The sequence below is a fragment of the Pseudomonas sp. S2_H01 genome, from assembly GCF_054668305.1.
Map to the genome: position 1 here is coordinate 6,586,618 of NZ_CP162756.1, position 15,256 is coordinate 6,601,873.

Below are 15,256 nucleotides of genomic sequence, written 5' to 3' on the forward strand. Positions count from 1 at the left end.
AGCCCAATCTACACGGTGGTACATCAGGTACGCCGAAGCATCACACTGGCTTCAGAAGCAAATTCAGGAAATCTTCACAGTCCGACTTTCCCGCCAGACTACGGACAGAGTCCTGAATGGCCTGACTACGGGAGGCGCCCAGGCTGACGTCTGCAAACATGTGGAATTTATCCGCAAACTCAGCATCCGACATCGGATTCTCCGGATCACCTTTTGCTGCTGTGATCGGGCTGATAAAGGAGGTGCCGCCTTTGAGCTGAACTGTGACGCGGGACAGAATTTCCGCAGGGAACCTTGCTGACAGATCAGCAGCTTCCGTGATGATGACTCGTTCGCTGATGTTCAGGATGTCAGGAGCGTGAATGGCATCGCCAGTTACCTCATCGGCACCTACCCGCCCGCGAGCTATCAACGCGGCCATGGGGAACGCTAAGGCGTATTGCGCCTCATCGGCGTTTTTTGGGCGATGGCCTTGCAGGCGCATTGACTCATGGAAAGTCTCGACTTCTACAGTCTCAACCGCCTCCGGAAGGATCTCAGCATGTTGGAGCTTCAGGGCGGTCATCGCTGTCAATGCCGGCTGAGCCCAACGACATACAGGCCAGGGTTTGAAGTATTGCTTATCGATTTCCCAGTCTTCACCGATGCCATCCCAGAATTCGACAACATCTACTGCTTCGACCGTTGCGGCGGGTGCACCTGTGACGCCAGATTGCGCCATGAACAGCGCGTTCAGCCCCGCATAAGCTCCAGCGCCATGCGCATCACGAAGCATTGAAGGATGGTCAACCAACCGCATCATGGGGCAACGTGGCCCAAAGTATTCGGCGATGCCAAGGGCGTGGAGGAAAGTCTCTTCATCCATTTTCAAAAGTCGCGCGCCGGCGCACACCACACCAAGGCCTGAAAACGCGCCAGAGGCGTGATACTCGGGCGCGATTGCCATTAGAGCGTTTCCGGCCCTAAGGCCTGTCTCGTAGCCGAGCATGAGAACGGTCAACAACTCCTCGCCGCTGATGTCCTTGCCCTGCGCGCGACAAGCATCCACCAAAGCGATCACAGCAGGAACAACTGTCGCCCCTGCATGACCTTTGGATGTGAAGTGACCTTCGTGAGCATCCAGGCTGTCGACGTTGAACCCACCCGCGTACCCAGCACCGAAAGGATGCACTGCCCTGCCGTCGAACCAGAGCCGACTCGATAACGATGAAGCTGGGTAGTGCGTCGCGGCAAAATTCTTGAGCGTCATGCTGGTGTGGTTCGCCCGAGCTCCCGATGCAACGCCAATGATGTCCAGCAGGCAGGTTTTGAGCAGCTCCTGCGTCTTGACGGGGGCATCGCTGAATTTGAAATTCCGGATGAACGAATAGAGCGACATGTGGCACTTCCGTAAGGTTCATGTGGGAGAGAGGTTGCCCAAACCTCGGGCAACCTTGCTTGGCAGCATGCAGAACGGATTATTTCTTGGCAGCGCGGGCGTCGGCGAGCCAGCCATCGTAAGCAGCACGATGCGCAGCAATCCATTCAGCGGCGTGACGCGTGATGTCCGCTGGTTTGTTCTCGCCATTGTGCATCTTCAGGTTCTGGGCGCTTTCATCAGCAGTGGTGATCTGCATCTCTGAGAGGAATTTCACCGCTGCCGGGTTCTTCTCAGCGAAATCCTTGTTCAAGACAGCTCGAACGGTATCCACTGCGAACCCGAGATTCTTGCCATCATAGGTGGTGTTGACGTCGTTCTTGCCACCCGGAAGATCTGTCTTCGGAACGGTCAACCAGACTACATCCTTGCCTTCAACAAGCACGCTGGAAATCCATTGCGGTACCCAGGTGAAAAACAGAATCGGCTTGCCTTGCTGGTAGCGCGCGATGGTGTCGGCCATCAGCGCAAAGTACGAACCACGGTTATCGGTCACCGTTTTTTCAAGGTCGTACGCTTTCATATGGTGCTCGACGATGACCTCGCAACCCCAACCCGGGTTGCAGCCTGTCATGTCGGCTTTTCCATCCCCATCGCTGTCGAACAGCTTCGCAATTTCGGGCTTTTTGAGATCTTCAATCGAGGTGATGTGGTATTGGTCGGCAGTCTTTTTGTCAATCATGTACCCCTGCAAGACGCCAGGCATGATGTTGCCGACCTTCACCATCGTGTCATCGCCGCCAGCCTTGGCGTAGAAGGAAGCGTGCAACTGCTCCCAGGCATGCACGGTGAAATCAGCATCGCCATACGACAAGGCGAGCATCATCGCCGGGTAGTCAGTCTCTTTCGGAGTCTTAACGTCGTAACCCAGTTCCTTTAGACCAGCCATGGCGATCTCACCCCGGAAACGCTCTTCAGCGATCGTAGGGAAAATCGGAGTGATCGAGACGCCTTTACCGGGCTCCGTGGCCGAAGCCGCCATGCTCAAGGTAGGCGCTACAGCGATGGCAAAAAGTGCCATGCAACGAATAAATTTTGCTTTCATACTGCGACTTCCATCATTCATCGTGATCAGCCTTGCGAGATTTTTTTGGTCAGACTTCTAGTCAGGAAGTGCTGTCTTGAAAGACTCAACTCTGTTTCAAACGAGCGACGGCTTGCTTGGGGTGATTTTTTCTTTTGAGTCTGTAGAGAATCCCTACCGGCCCTGTCTGGTACCAGCGCTCACCCTTGACTGCCATATTGCTGCGCTCGCCCATGGCCTGAGTTAGTCGATCAAGGAAGATGGCGAGGAGCACCAGACCTACACCGCCAACAGTGGCGAGTCCCATATCCAGCCGACCGATACCGCGAAGTACCATGAGCCCTAGACCCCCTACCGAAATCATCGATGCGATGACCACCATAGAGAGCGAAAGCATCAACGCCTGGTTCAAACCCGCCATGATCGTAGGAGCAGCCAGAGGGAGCTGAACCTTGACGAGCATCTGGCGTCGGGTGCAGCCGAACGCTCGGGCAGCTTCAACTTTGTCTTCTGGCACCTGACGGATGCCGAGATTGGTCAATCGCACCAGAGGCGCTACGGAGAAGATGATCGTGACCAGTACGCCGGGAACGTTGCCGATACCGAAGAGCATCACGACCGGTACGAGGTAAACGAATGCCGGCAATGTCTGCATCGCATCGAGGCCCGGACGTAGGATTCGCTCCAGACGATCACTGCGAGCACACAACACGCCCAGCGGCACACCGATGAGCACGCAAAACACTAAAGAGGTCAGCACGAGAGAAAGCGTCGTCATGGCGTCCGCCCAGACGCCGATCAATCCTAGGAGCGTGAGCGTAACGAAGCAAAGCGCTCCGACACGTTTACCACCCACCTGCCAGCCGATCAGGGTGGCGAGGATGATGAAAATGGTCGGGGGGATCGACAGCAGACCGAACTGAATGCCATTGAGGATCTGATCCACTGGCCATCTAATCGAACGGAATACCTCTCGGAAGTTATGCACCATATAGTTGAGCGCTACCTCAACCCATTGGCCGAGAGGGATCGTCATGTTTTGGAACGGGTCAAGAAAGCTGAAATCGGACATGGTGTATACCTGAATTTCTGAGCTGGAGATTGCTCAGTTGACACTGTCAGTGACGGCTCATTGTCTGGAGCAAAACACTCTTGGAAATGGTGCCTTGGAACACGCCTTGTCTATCAAGTACCGCCACCGGATGCGGAGCATCGGCAACGATATGGAAAATGTCCTGGAGAGGCGTGTCAGCCTGAAGTGTCGGTTTGGAAGCATCGCCATTGAAGGGATGTTCGACGCAAATTTTCGCGACGTCGCCAGCCCGGAGAATTTTCGAGGCATCGAAGCCTTTGAAGAAGGCCCTTACATAATCGTTGGCCGGGCTGCAAAGCAGCTCCTGTGGCGTACCGATCTGTACAACCCGCCCGCCTTCCATGATCGCGATTCGATGTCCGATCCTGATAGCTTCTTCAATGTCATGGGAGATGAAGATGATGGTGCGATGCTGCTCTGCCTGAAGGCGAATCAGCTCACCTTGCATTTCATGCCGAATCAGCGGGTCGAGAGCCGAGAATGCTTCGTCCATCAAAAGAATGGAGGGGTCGTTGGCCAAAGCACGGGCTAGGCCCACACGTTGCTGCATACCGCCAGACAATTGATGAGGGTAGCTGTATTCGTGGCCGGTCAGGCCAACTTGCTTGAGCGCATCGCGAGCGCGGTCATGGCGCTCTTTCTCATCCACGCCTGAAATTTCAAGGCCGAATGCGGTGTTATCGATCACCGTCATGTGCGGCATCAACGCGAAAGACTGGAAGACCATACTCATTTCTCTGCGTCGCACATCCAGAAGCGCGTCATCAGAGAGACCGGTGATTTCCTTCCCGTTCAGGTGTATGGTGCCTGAGGTCGGTTCAATCAAACGGTTGAACAGGCGAACCATGGTTGATTTGCCGGAGCCGGACAAACCCATGATTACGAAAATCTCGCCACGCTTCACGGTGAAGCTGGCATCGAAAACGCCCACGACCTGGCCGGTTTTCGTGAAGATTTCGCTCTTGTCGGCACCGCCCTTAAGCATATCCATCGCGAGTTTTGGCTGGGGGCCAAATACTTTGTAGATATTTTTGACTGAGAGTATTTCGTCGCCAAGACTCATATTCCCTTTCCTCTGCGAGTGCTATGGAAGATATGGAAATTCGTTAGTTGAACAACCAAATCAAAGTTCAAAATCTTTATCGCGGCAGACGAACTTTCTGAAGGAAAAATGATAAGTCATTAGGACTATCCTTTATTATTATTTATTTTTTTAGGTTGACCCTTTTTTGGACTGGGGCCGTGATGACAAAGTTATTACCTTAGCCCCAGCGCGTCTAACAACATTTCGTCAGGCCTATCAATAACGCTAGGTTATTAATAGCGGGTCACAAGCCCATCATTCCGAGCAAGCATCGTTCATTGAGCGTAGCTGATCCCTGTTATCCCGCTTGGCTATCAGCTATCCTCGGGCCGACAGACAGGCCTTTAGACAGCGGCAGAGAGCCGTCTTGAGGCGACGTACGTAGGCTTTTTGAGATCCGATACCCGACGCTATGGTTAAGCACATCGATCCTGATAACACCCTGCTGCAGATGCCATCCCTCAAAGCGGTCAAGTCATTCGTTGCCGCTGCCAGATACCAGAGCTTTACCCGTGCAGCCGAATCGCTTTGCGTGACGCAAGCAGCCATCAGTCGTCAGATCCGGGAACTGGAAAGCTACCTCGGCGTTGAGTTGTTTCGCAGAGTTGGACGCACCGTGGAACTGACGGAGGCTGGAGCAGCGTTCTTCGACGCCGCGCAACTGTCGTTCGTCAATATCTCTCAGGCGGCAAAGCGGGTTCGGGCTCACCGCACTGGAAAGTCTGAAGTCACCCTATGCTGTTCGCCAGCATTCTCGGCCTTGTGGCTCGCGCCGAGGCTGCCAAGCTTCTTCAGTCAGCATGAAGACATCGACCTGAACCTGATCACCACGCAAAACTTTTTGTCGATGGAGCCTGGCGTCACACCTGATATTTTTGTTACCAAATTTGCGAGCTTCCAGAGCGGGTACCGCAGCTACCCCCTCTTCCACGACGTGATCTACCCGGTGTGCACGCCACAATACCGAGACGATCACCCGGAACTGTCTACCCTAGAAGGCCTGCGCGACGGCGCTCTACTGAACCTCAGTCCTTACGGCAGATCTCAGGTAGCAGAGCATGTCGATTGGGGCGTCTGGCTCGCGTTTCACGAGACAGACATCGAACGCCGCCCTTCTGCCAGCCCGCATGTCTTCTCTGCAAACGACTACAACATGATCATCAGCATGACCTTGGCCAACCAAGGTGTAGCGCTTGGATGGAATCACTTGGTCATAGCGCTGATCGAGAGCGGCGCGCTTGTTCGGCCTATCAAGGAGGAGGTCGTGCACAAGGATTCTCAACACTACCTGGCATTCAAGGAAGATCGAGAGAGCAACGCAGCCTGCTGCAAACTGCGCGAGTGGCTGCTCACCGAGCTCACTTGAACAAACGCCTAACCGGTATGAGCATCCTTTTTCGGCGCTCATACCGGCAGCATTGCCCGCCCTAGTCCTGTGTCAATCAACCCACCGCGTCCGAGCGTGGACTGTATTTAAGCGAGCGTATCCGCCCTTCTCGCTCCCATTCTTCTGCCTGAAACCGGCTCTTTCTACTTCTGAGCAGAGGCAACCCGCACAGGATTGATAACTTTTGTTTATGTATAGCCGTGCATAAATGTTTCTTGTTGCTTCCTATTTTCTACACGTAATCTTCACACAAGCCGTGATGACTAACGGCAAGGTGATTTTCAGCAAGAGGCACTCCGCGACATAGGTGGAATGTCTTTTCTTCAGAATCTCCGCTTCAGCATGATGCTTAGCGTGGCTGACTGAACAATAAAAATTAGCTGCATTCAATTCTCATTTGGACTGCCGAAAATTGAAGTGGCGCCCCGGACGCAATCCTTCGGGGTAAGGGCGGCATGGTTTTGATGGGTACCCAGATGCCCCCAGCACCGTGTTGTAACGAATGGTTAGCCGGCGCTGCTCCTACCTAAGGGGTGCACCGCCGTAGCTTTTGGAGTGTATTTAAAGTGGATACTAAGTCATCAGTAGCTAAGCTCATCGCCCAGCGTAAACCACGCCATGCGCTGCCGCGTGAGCTGTATAGCAATCCAGACGTATACCAACAAGATCTTGAACAGATCTGGCATAAAGACTGGATTTTCGCTGGCCATACCTTCGAGCTTGAAAAGACCGGGCAATATCTCACCCTACAGGTTGGCGAATATCCGGTAGCTGTCGTACGCGGCGCAGACGGGCAGATTCGTGCTTTTCACAACTCATGCCGTCACCGTGGTTCGAAGGTATGCCCTGAGTCTCATGGCAAAGTCGCCAAGCTGGTTTGCCCGTACCACAAGTGGACATTCGAGCTGGATGGCCGGCTTATGTTTGCAGGCAATATGGGCCAGGATTTCGACAAATCTCAGCATGGCCTGAAGCCGGCGCATTGTGAAATCGTCAACTCATACATCTACGTCTGTGTGGCTGAAGTGGCACCGGATTTTTCGGTGTTCCGGAATGCCGTATCGCCGTTCATTGCGCCCCATAATCTGGATGACTGCAAGGTCGCCTTCGAATCGAATCTGATCGAAAAAGGCAACTGGAAACTGGTGTTCGAGAACAACCGTGAGTGCTACCACTGCGATGGTTCCCACCCGGAACTTCTCAACTCCTATGTAGAAAACTTGTCGGTAGCGGGCGTAGGTGGCGATGATGATCCTGAACTGACCGGACACTGGGATCGTTGCGAGGCAGCCGGTCTGCCAAGCCGCCTTGTAATGGATAAAGACGGTCGTTTCCGTATGACTCGCATCCCGCTTTCCGCCGGCGCAGTCAGCTACACCATGGATGGCAAACCAGGCGTTGCCGGAAGATTGGACAACAGTGGCGAGCCGAACATCGGCGCCCTGCTCTACTTCAACTACCCGTCAACCTGGAACCATTTCTTGGGCGATCACGCGCTGAGCTTCCGCGTACTGCCAATTGGGCCGAATGAAACCCTCGTCACTACCAAGTGGCTAGTCAAGAAGACCGCCCAAGAGGGCGTGGATTACGACCTGGATCGTCTGACCAAGGTCTGGATTGCTACCAATGACCAAGACCGAGTCTTGGTTGAGGGTGCGCAGGTTGGTGTTAACTCACCCGCCTATGAGCCAGGGCCGTTTTCCGAGGTCGCTGAAAATGGCGTTTGCCAATTTGACGACTGGTACTGCGACATCATGCAACAACGTCTCACTGGCGATAAGGTATTCCTTAAGTCTGTCGGCTAGGTGGTTAGGCGATGACCGTCATCGGTCATCGCCCGCTAAAGCCCTGAGTATTTTAATCGAGTGCGAATGTTTGGTTAGCGCCAGATCGTGTTCATCACATTCGACTATTAGTTTTTAAACCAATAATAAAAACTGTGCGTTCATGACATAAATGAGACTGCATCTTTTCCAGAATTGAAATCGGATTGATTACAGCGATCCCGGCAAAACTGCTCAATGATAAATCGCCTTGCCGTTTATCTCCAAAGTGGGGATGACGCTCGGTCAGGCATCAAACATTCGGAGATATCGTCTTGAGATTCGAAGGTATTTATACACCAGCGGTAACACCGCACACGCCAGATGGGGAAATTGACTGGGGTGTATTTGGCGAAGTCTTGGAGTCTCTCATTGAGGCCAAGGTGCATGGGATTATCATCGGTGGATCTACAGGTGAGTATTACGCACAAACCGCCGAAGAACGTATCAAGCTGGCTGGGTACGCCAAAGACGTAATTGGCTCCCGCGTCCAGATGATCGTCGGTACCGGTGCTATCCGCACTGAAGACGCTGTTATTTACGCCGAAGATGCCAAGCGCATCAAAGCAGACGCGATCCTGGTCACCACCCCGCCGTACGCTCTGCCCACCGATCAGGAAAACGCGATCCATGCGTTGACCATCGACCGCGCAGCAAACCTGCCAATCATGCTTTACAACTATCCAGGCCGGATGTGCGTTCAGATGAACGAGGAATACCTCGCTCGGGTCGGCAAATCGAAAAACGTTGTAGCAATCAAAGAAAGCTCTGGTGATATGGGACGCGTGCACCTGCTTGCCCGTGAGTACCCGCACATTGCTCTCTCTTGCGGCTGGGATGATCAAGCCCTGGAGTTTTTCGCATGGGGTGCGCGGAGTTGGGTATGCGCAGGCTCCAACTTTCTGCCAAAAGAGCACGTTGCCCTTTATGAAGCTTGCGTAGTCGAGAAGGACTTCGACAAGGGACGGCAAATCATGTCCGCCATGATGCCTCTGATGAACGCCCTCGATGGCGGCAAGTTTGTGCAGTGCATCAAGTTCGGTTGTGAACTCAATGGTTTGAAAGTCGGAGATGTCCGAGCACCGCTTCGCCCACTGAACTCGGGGGACAAGCGCAGCCTGCAGACCGTCATCACCAACGTCAAACGCACCGTCGCACACATCACATCGGGAGCTAACCATGCGTGATCTTCTTACCGCAGCGGAATACGCTGCCATCGCCAAATCGATTTCGTTTCCAACCAATGCGTTCATCAACGGCGCGTTCAAACCCGCGATCTCAGGTAACACCCTCGCCACCGTCAACCCGGCCACTGGGGAAACATTGACCGAAATCGCAGCGTGTTCGTCGGAAGATGTCGACTACGCCGTCAGTAAGGCCAAGGAAGCGTTCGATGACGGTCGTTGGAGACTGCTGCCTCCTGGTGAGCGCAAAGCCGTGTTGCTTAAGTTCGCCAAACTGCTGGAGAACAACCGTCACGAACTGGCCGTCCTTGAAAGCCTGGACAGCGGCAAACCAGTGAGCGAATGCCAGCAAGTGGACGTGCCAGACACAATCCACACCCTGCGCTGGCACGCAGAAGTGATCGACAAGCTTTACGACCACACAGCTCCAGTAGGCAACAATGCGCTGACCATGGTCGTGCGTGAGCCTATTGGCGTGGTTGGTTGCGTGCTGCCGTGGAACTTCCCGCTTTTGATGCTCGCCTGGAAAATCGGCCCTGCGCTGGCCTCCGGTTGCTCAGTCATCGTCAAGCCTGCCGAGCAAACCAGTCTCACAACACTGCGCGTCGCTGAACTCGCATTCGAAGCAGGCGTGCCGGCCGGGGTTTTGAACATCATCACTGGCACCGGTAAAGAGGTCGGCGAGCCTATCGGTCTGCATAAAGATGTGGACATGGTCAGCTTCACTGGCTCGACGGCAACTGGCCGCCGCTTCCTGCATTACTCCGCAGATTCAAACCTCAAACGTGTTGTCCTGGAATGCGGCGGAAAGAATCCCGCCGTGGTTATGGACGATGCGGAAGACCTCGATCTGGTCGCCGAACAGGTGGTCAACGGCGCGTTCTGGAACATGGGCGAAAACTGCTCGGCGACCTCTCGCCTGCTGGTTCATGCATCCGTGAAAGATGAGTTGCTGGAACGTATGGGTGCCTACATTCGCGAATGGAAAATGGGTGACCCGCTCGATCCGCACAACCGCGTAGGCGCGCTGGTGAGCACTGATCATTTCAACAAAGTGAAGTCTTACCTTGAATACGCGACTCAAGGAAAACTCGACGTTGTCTACGGCGGCGACACCCAGGACGGCGCTTACGTACAACCGACGGTGATTGATGGGGTAGACCGCGACAACCGTCTGTTCCAGGAAGAGATCTTTGGGCCGGTGCTGTCAGTGACCACCTTCAACTCGATCTCTGAAGCCATCGCGCTGGCCAACGATACCGTGTATGGCTTGGCGGCATCCGTGTACACCAGCAACCTGCGCAACGCCATCAAGCTGTCGCGCGAAATCCGCGCCGGGATCGTTACCGTCAACTGCTTCGGCGAAGGTGACGCATCGACGCCTTTCGGTGGTTACAAAGAATCGGGCTTCGGTGGCCGCGACAAGTCTGTGTTTGCTCACGACCAGTACACAGAAATCAAAACCATCTGGATCGATGTGTCTGATCGGTCGGTCGACGAGACAGTAAAATGAATACCCATTCCATCAAGCGCCTTCCGGTAGATACTGGCATTTCCGGTTGGGAGGCCATCTCAAAACGTAAGACTCCCGTAAAAGTGCTTGATGGGAATGTGACTGCGGACTGGCTGATCATCGGTGCAGGTTTTGCCGGTTTGTCAGCCGCCCGCCGTCTGTCTCAGCTTCGACCTGGCGAGAAGATCGTTGTGGTTGATGCGCACGAGGTCGCAAAAGGCCCGGCAGGCCGCAACTCAGGGTTTATGATCGATGTACCCCATAGTCTCACCACTGGGGAGTATTCGGTGGCAGGCGAATCTGCAACGGCACTGGAGATAGCGCAGAGCCGCTTTGCCATCAAGTTCGCCGCTGAGGCCGCAGCAGAGTACGGAATGTCTGCCGAGACTTTTGACCCGTCCGGGAAAATCAACGCTGCTGCGACTGAGCGGGGATTGAAACTAAACATCAATTACGCGGCATCGCTGAAAGCAATCGGCGAGCGCTATGAGCTTTTCGATACCGCTCAGATGCGCGAGATCACAGGTTCTCATTACTACCACGGGGGCCTGTATACCCCCGGCGCAGTGATGATTCAGCCAGCTCAATACATCAAGGATCTCACCGATGGCTTGAGCGGCAAAATTACGTTGTACGAGCGCTCCCCTGTTGTTGAGTTGACCCGATCAGGGCGTGACTGGGTCGCTGTGTCTCATCAGGGCCGAGTCACGGCGCCGAAAGTGATTCTGGCAGTCAATGGGCACATTGAAGACTTTGGCCATTTCAAGGGTCGTTTGCTTCACGTGTTTACCTACGCCTCGATGACAGCTGGCTACGACCACAGCGGATTTGACAGAGAAGATACCGGCCAGCCACGTTGGGCGTTGCTACCTGCTGATCCTATGGGCGCCACAGTTCGCAAGATCACAACCAATGGTGAGTCGAGGATCGTCATTCGTACCAAGTTCACCTACGACCCCAGCATTCAGGTTTCACCGAGTCGCGTAGCGGCTGTGGCGAAAGAGCAACGTGCGTCTTTCGATGCTCGTTATCCCGAATTGAGGAACACCCCCTTCGAATTCAGTTGGGCCGGTCGACTGTGCCTGAGTCGTAACAACGCTGCGGCGTTTGGCGAAGTTGAGGAAAACCTTTACTCCGCATGTTGTGAGAACGGCCTGGGTACAGTGAAAAGCACTCTCGCGGGTGTGATGGCAGCCGAGTTGGCAACCGGAACACGCTCGGCCTTTCTGGATCGCTTCAGCCAAGCGCCAGGGCCAAGCAAATTGCCGCCCAAGATCCTGACGAAGCTCGGGGTGAGTTCGGTGATCGGCTGGCAGGCCTTCAGAGCCGGTCGGGAAGGATAAAGCCGCGCAAACAGGCTGTAGTTGTTCGCATCGCTCAATCCAGATCACAGCTTCAGACAGGCATGCATCTTCAATACAAATTGCTATCGGAAACATCGCCACGGCAGTAGGGCTTTGCATGAGCCGTACGATTGTGGCGATGTTCAGGTGAAGAGAAGATGGTCGAGCGAAGAGAGTTCAGCGGTACAACACTGTGCAAAAACTTCCGTTATCTGGACAAGGGCGAGAGAGAAACGCCCTCCCAGGCTAAAGTAGGTTTCTTATTGCTTCAGCACTTCTCCCTCCCCGCCTTCACCCAGGCACTGGATACCGTTGTCACCGCGAACCTGCTCAGACCCAATCTGTTCACGTCCAGAACGTTCGGGCTGACCGATCAAGAGGTTCAAAGCGATCTGGGGTTGATCATCCGTCCTGATGCCGCTTTAAATGCCGACGAACTCAAGGAACTTGATCTTCTGGTCGTCTGCGGCGGCTATCGGACAGAGCTCAAAATCGAGCCATGTCTCACGACAATACTTCGCTCCGCTTCGGAGTCCGGCGTCATTCTGGCCGGGTTATGGAATGGCGCCTGGTTTCTGGGCGCTGCGGGGCTGCTTGATGGCTATAGGTGCGCCATTCACCCTGAGCACCGCTCTGCTCTGGCCGAGATATCCAAGATCACCCACGTGACCAGTGAAGCCTATGTGCTGGATCGAAACAGAATGACTGCTTCGAGCCCAGCCGGCGCATTTCAGATGGTGCTGGAGTGGATCAAAGGCCTGCACGATAAGGAGCTGGTTGAGGGAATCGAGGACATTCTGTCTTTCGAAGCCTCTCGCTATCGCAGGATCAAACCGTCAAGGCATCTGTCCGTCAGTGCCCCTTTGAGGGAGGTTGTCAAACTGATGGACGCGAATCTTGAGGAGCCTCTGGAGCTCGAACAGTTGGCCGTATACGCAGGCCGGTCTCGCCGTCAGATCGAGAGACTGTTCAAGGAGCAACTCGGTACAACACCACAGCGCTATTACCTTGAGCTACGCATTACGGAGGCTCGTCGCCTCATCCAGCATACCGACCTATCTCACACAGAAGTCGCAGTCGCCTGTGGGTTCGTCTCCCCGAGCCACTTCAGCAAATGCTACAGCTCTTACTTCGGCTACCGGCCTTCCAAGGAGATTCGGCACGCCACATAACCCGTCCCGACATCCATCACGGATGAGGCAATTGCTCACCGAATGATTAAAACCAAAGGAGTGTACTGAATGAGATTCTCCGAAAAAGTGGTGGTTATAACCGGCGCTGCCGGGGGCGTAGGCCAAGCCCTGGCGTTGTTGTTCGCTGGAGAAGGCGCGAAGCTGTTCCTATCTGATCGCGACGAAGCGGGTTGCGAGGCAATCGCCGCCAAGGCCAGGAAATCAGGTGGTGAAGTCGAGTATCTCGCCGGTGACCTGCGCAGCAAAGAATATTGCGAGGCGATCGTCAGTACAGCCATAAATCGTTTTGGACACATCGATGTCGTCTTGAACAATGCCGGCATCATCCCTCGCGGAACGATTGAAGAAACAACCGACGATATGTGGTTTGACGCGATGGGCGTAAATCTCAACGCAGTGTTCTACATTTGTCGCGCAGCAATTCCTCACATGAAAGGTCGGCCAGGCGCGGCGATCGTCAACACCTCATCGGTTTGGGGGGTATATCCAGGGCCCGGCCATGTCGCGTACTGCACCAGCAAGGGCGCAGTCGCGGCACTCAGCAAAAACCTAGGGCGCGACTGCGCTCCGCTCGGAATCCGGGTCAACGCTGTGTGCCCACATGAAATAAACACGCCAATGATCCGCACAGGTTTTGAACGCCGTGGCCTCGACCCGGACAAAGCGGTGGAAGAGTTGAACAAAAGTGTTCCCCTGGGACGCATCGCCGAGCCCGAGGATATCGCTGACGTCATAGCATTTCTTGCATCCAATGAAGCCCGATACATCGCTGGCGAAACGTTGGAAGTTACCGGTGCCAAACCCGTCTCTGGTTGAGGGAGAAATCGAATGCTGCATGGTAAAAACATTGTCGTCACCGGCGGAGGCAAAGGCATAGGGCGCGGGATAACTGAAAAGCTCCTCTCTGCCGGCGCCCGAGTATTGGTCGCGCAACGTCAGCCGCTGGACGATGACCTCGCCTCTCTTCCCGATGTCTTTTACGTGTCATCCGACCTCACGCATCCAGACGCACCTCAGGCTATCGCTGAGGCTGCCAGAGGCTATTTCGGCGCGGCGGATGTACTCGTGAACAACGCGGGGTTCATGTTCGAGAAAAGCATCGACGATTTAACCGAGGCTGATTGGGATCGGATGATGATCGTGAATTTGCGAGCGCCTGCATTTCTGATCAAGACGCTGCTTCCTCAGATGCGTGAACGCGGCGGTGGAAGCATCATCAATATTGGCTCCATTGAAGGTCTGGGTTCCAATCCTCTACACGCCGCCTACTGTGCTTCGAAGGCAGGCATTCATGGTTTGACCCGAGCATTGGCTGTCGATCTCGGCAAGGATGGTGTTCGATGCAATGCCATCGCCCCAGGCTGGATCAATTCCGAACTGAGCGACGCTTACATCGATTCGCAAGCTGACCCTGCCACGGCGCGTGAAGCGCTCCTAGGTCTGCACCCAGTGGGTCGTACGGGCTTGCCAACGGACGTTGGCGGTGCAGTGGTATTTCTTGCCTCCGAGGCTGCCGCATTCATTACCGGCCAAGTGCTGGTAGTGGATGGCGGACGCACTGCCAAACTACCGTTGCCTTTCTGAATAGCTCGGCCTCACTGGAAAATGAGGCCGACTCCCTTCGCGATGTCTTCGGGTTAAAGCGTCTTGGCGAGCTCCATAATCAGGCACCGCACCCGCTGCGGACTCACCTGACTCACTCACGCCCAAATGGCACGGATCTTATCTGAGTATTGGGCGGATATCGTTGGATATCCTGGGCTCTCTGGAGTTGCTGATATGCCAATGAGTGATCTGCTCGCCACTGCAAACGGAGACAAAAATGAAAGGTTACTGGATCATCCTCGGCGCGGAAGTCACCGACTCCGACGCTCAGCAAGAATACGGTCGGTTGTGGAAACCGATAGCTGAAAAATACGATGCCAAGCTTAAGCTTTTAGACGGCGTGCTCAAAGAAGCCAGCGCCAGCAACCGGGTTCTAGCTGTTGAATTTGAGTCGTATGAGCAGGCGAAGGCTTGCTATGAAGATCCGGCCTACACAGAGGCGAAAGTATTTGCGCTTCGCGCGTCCAAGCGTGAGCTGATTATTATAGAGGGCCTACTCGTTTGACGACCGTTAGCCCGGCATCTGTTCGAAACCAGTTCATGTCGAAGACAATGAGGTTCTGAGGTCGACGGCAGGTGAATCGAGCGAT

At 54.5% G+C, this 15,256-nt stretch carries 13 protein-coding genes; 9 read left to right on the plus strand and 4 right to left on the minus strand.

The genetic code is table 11. The features are described from left to right. Positions 1 to 40 precede the first annotated feature (40 nt). From AB4N84_RS29765 to AB4N84_RS29780, 4 genes are all read right to left on the minus strand, one after another. Complete coding sequence (locus AB4N84_RS29765; protein WP_460044565.1) at positions 41 to 1,378, minus strand: MmgE/PrpD family protein; 1,338 nt, start codon at positions 1,376 to 1,378, stop codon at positions 41 to 43. Positions 1,379 to 1,457: 79 nt separating this feature from the next. Next, positions 1,458 to 2,438 (minus strand): glycine betaine/L-proline ABC transporter substrate-binding protein ProX, encoded by a 981-nt coding sequence (gene proX / locus AB4N84_RS29770; RefSeq protein WP_460047183.1) that lies wholly within the window; start codon positions 2,436 to 2,438, stop codon positions 1,458 to 1,460. A 109-nt stretch (positions 2,439 to 2,547) separates the two neighbouring features. Then, the gene (gene proW, locus AB4N84_RS29775) at positions 2,548 to 3,513 is read right to left on the minus strand and encodes a glycine betaine/L-proline ABC transporter permease ProW (RefSeq protein WP_460044566.1); all 966 of its coding nucleotides are present in this window, start codon (positions 3,511 to 3,513) and stop codon (positions 2,548 to 2,550) included. Positions 3,514 to 3,559: 46 nt separating this feature from the next. Next, positions 3,560 to 4,597: a quaternary amine ABC transporter ATP-binding protein gene (locus tag AB4N84_RS29780; protein WP_460044568.1), complete on the minus strand. Its 1,038-nt coding sequence runs from the start codon at positions 4,595 to 4,597 to the stop codon at positions 3,560 to 3,562. 433 nt (positions 4,598 to 5,030) lie between these two features. Here AB4N84_RS29780 and AB4N84_RS29785 point away from each other — a divergent pair, with 433 nt between their 5' ends. The 9 genes from AB4N84_RS29785 to AB4N84_RS29825 all read left to right on the plus strand — a co-directional run bounded on the left by AB4N84_RS29785 (position 5,031) and on the right by AB4N84_RS29825 (position 15,171). After that, complete coding sequence (locus AB4N84_RS29785; RefSeq protein ID WP_460044569.1) at positions 5,031 to 5,984, plus strand: LysR family transcriptional regulator; 954 nt, start codon at positions 5,031 to 5,033, stop codon at positions 5,982 to 5,984. A gap of 587 nt (positions 5,985 to 6,571) precedes the next feature. Next, a complete protein-coding gene (locus AB4N84_RS29790) occupies positions 6,572 to 7,810 on the plus strand; it encodes an aromatic ring-hydroxylating oxygenase subunit alpha (RefSeq protein ID WP_460044571.1) in 1,239 nt (412 codons plus the stop codon). 293 nt (positions 7,811 to 8,103) lie between these two features. Next, entirely contained in the window at positions 8,104 to 9,015 is a 912-nt protein-coding gene (locus AB4N84_RS29795) for a dihydrodipicolinate synthase family protein (protein WP_460044572.1), read from the plus strand. Next, complete coding sequence (locus AB4N84_RS29800) at positions 9,008 to 10,525, plus strand: aldehyde dehydrogenase (RefSeq protein ID WP_460044574.1); 1,518 nt, start codon at positions 9,008 to 9,010, stop codon at positions 10,523 to 10,525. The genes AB4N84_RS29795 and AB4N84_RS29800 overlap by 8 nt, the downstream gene beginning before the upstream one ends. Beyond that, positions 10,522 to 11,868 carry an NAD(P)/FAD-dependent oxidoreductase gene (locus AB4N84_RS29805; RefSeq protein WP_460044575.1) on the plus strand — a complete coding sequence of 449 codons (1,347 nt, stop codon included), beginning with the start codon at positions 10,522 to 10,524 and terminating at the stop codon, positions 11,866 to 11,868. The genes AB4N84_RS29800 and AB4N84_RS29805 overlap by 4 nt, the downstream gene beginning before the upstream one ends. A 158-nt stretch (positions 11,869 to 12,026) precedes the next feature. Continuing rightward, positions 12,027 to 13,040, plus strand: a complete 1,014-nt coding sequence (locus tag AB4N84_RS29810; RefSeq protein WP_460044577.1) for a GlxA family transcriptional regulator — start codon at positions 12,027 to 12,029, stop codon at positions 13,038 to 13,040. Positions 13,041 to 13,109: 69 nt separating this feature from the next. Continuing rightward, on the plus strand, positions 13,110 to 13,877 hold the full coding sequence (locus AB4N84_RS29815) for an SDR family NAD(P)-dependent oxidoreductase (protein WP_460044578.1): 768 nt from the start codon (positions 13,110 to 13,112) through the stop codon (positions 13,875 to 13,877). 12 nt (positions 13,878 to 13,889) lie between these two features. Continuing rightward, entirely contained in the window at positions 13,890 to 14,645 is a 756-nt protein-coding gene (locus tag AB4N84_RS29820) for an SDR family NAD(P)-dependent oxidoreductase (protein ID WP_460044579.1), read from the plus strand. A gap of 238 nt (positions 14,646 to 14,883) precedes the next feature. Beyond that, on the plus strand, positions 14,884 to 15,171 hold the full coding sequence (locus AB4N84_RS29825) for a DUF1330 domain-containing protein (protein ID WP_460044580.1): 288 nt from the start codon (positions 14,884 to 14,886) through the stop codon (positions 15,169 to 15,171). The last annotated feature ends 85 nt before the right edge of the window (positions 15,172 to 15,256 follow it).

Excerpts from the sequence above, each read along its gene's own strand:
- AB4N84_RS29765 (WP_460044565.1), bottom strand. The coding sequence starts at position 1,378 with ATGTCGCTCTATTCGTTCATCCGGAATTTCAAATTCAGCGATGCCCCC.
- AB4N84_RS29780 (WP_460044568.1), bottom strand. The coding sequence starts at position 4,597 with ATGAGTCTTGGCGACGAAATACTCTCAGTCAAAAATATCTACAAAGTA.
- AB4N84_RS29820 (WP_460044579.1), top strand. The coding sequence starts at position 13,890 with ATGCTGCATGGTAAAAACATTGTCGTCACCGGCGGAGGCAAAGGCATA.
- AB4N84_RS29785 (WP_460044569.1), top strand. The coding sequence starts at position 5,031 with ATGGTTAAGCACATCGATCCTGATAACACCCTGCTGCAGATGCCATCC.
- AB4N84_RS29815 (WP_460044578.1), top strand. The coding sequence starts at position 13,110 with ATGAGATTCTCCGAAAAAGTGGTGGTTATAACCGGCGCTGCCGGGGGC.
- proW (WP_460044566.1), bottom strand. The coding sequence starts at position 3,513 with ATGTCCGATTTCAGCTTTCTTGACCCGTTCCAAAACATGACGATCCCT.
- AB4N84_RS29810 (WP_460044577.1), top strand. The coding sequence starts at position 12,027 with ATGGTCGAGCGAAGAGAGTTCAGCGGTACAACACTGTGCAAAAACTTC.
- AB4N84_RS29800 (WP_460044574.1), top strand. The coding sequence starts at position 9,008 with ATGCGTGATCTTCTTACCGCAGCGGAATACGCTGCCATCGCCAAATCG.
- proX (WP_460047183.1), bottom strand. The coding sequence starts at position 2,438 with ATGGCACTTTTTGCCATCGCTGTAGCGCCTACCTTGAGCATGGCGGCT.
- AB4N84_RS29805 (WP_460044575.1), top strand. The coding sequence starts at position 10,522 with ATGAATACCCATTCCATCAAGCGCCTTCCGGTAGATACTGGCATTTCC.
- AB4N84_RS29825 (WP_460044580.1), top strand. The coding sequence starts at position 14,884 with ATGAAAGGTTACTGGATCATCCTCGGCGCGGAAGTCACCGACTCCGAC.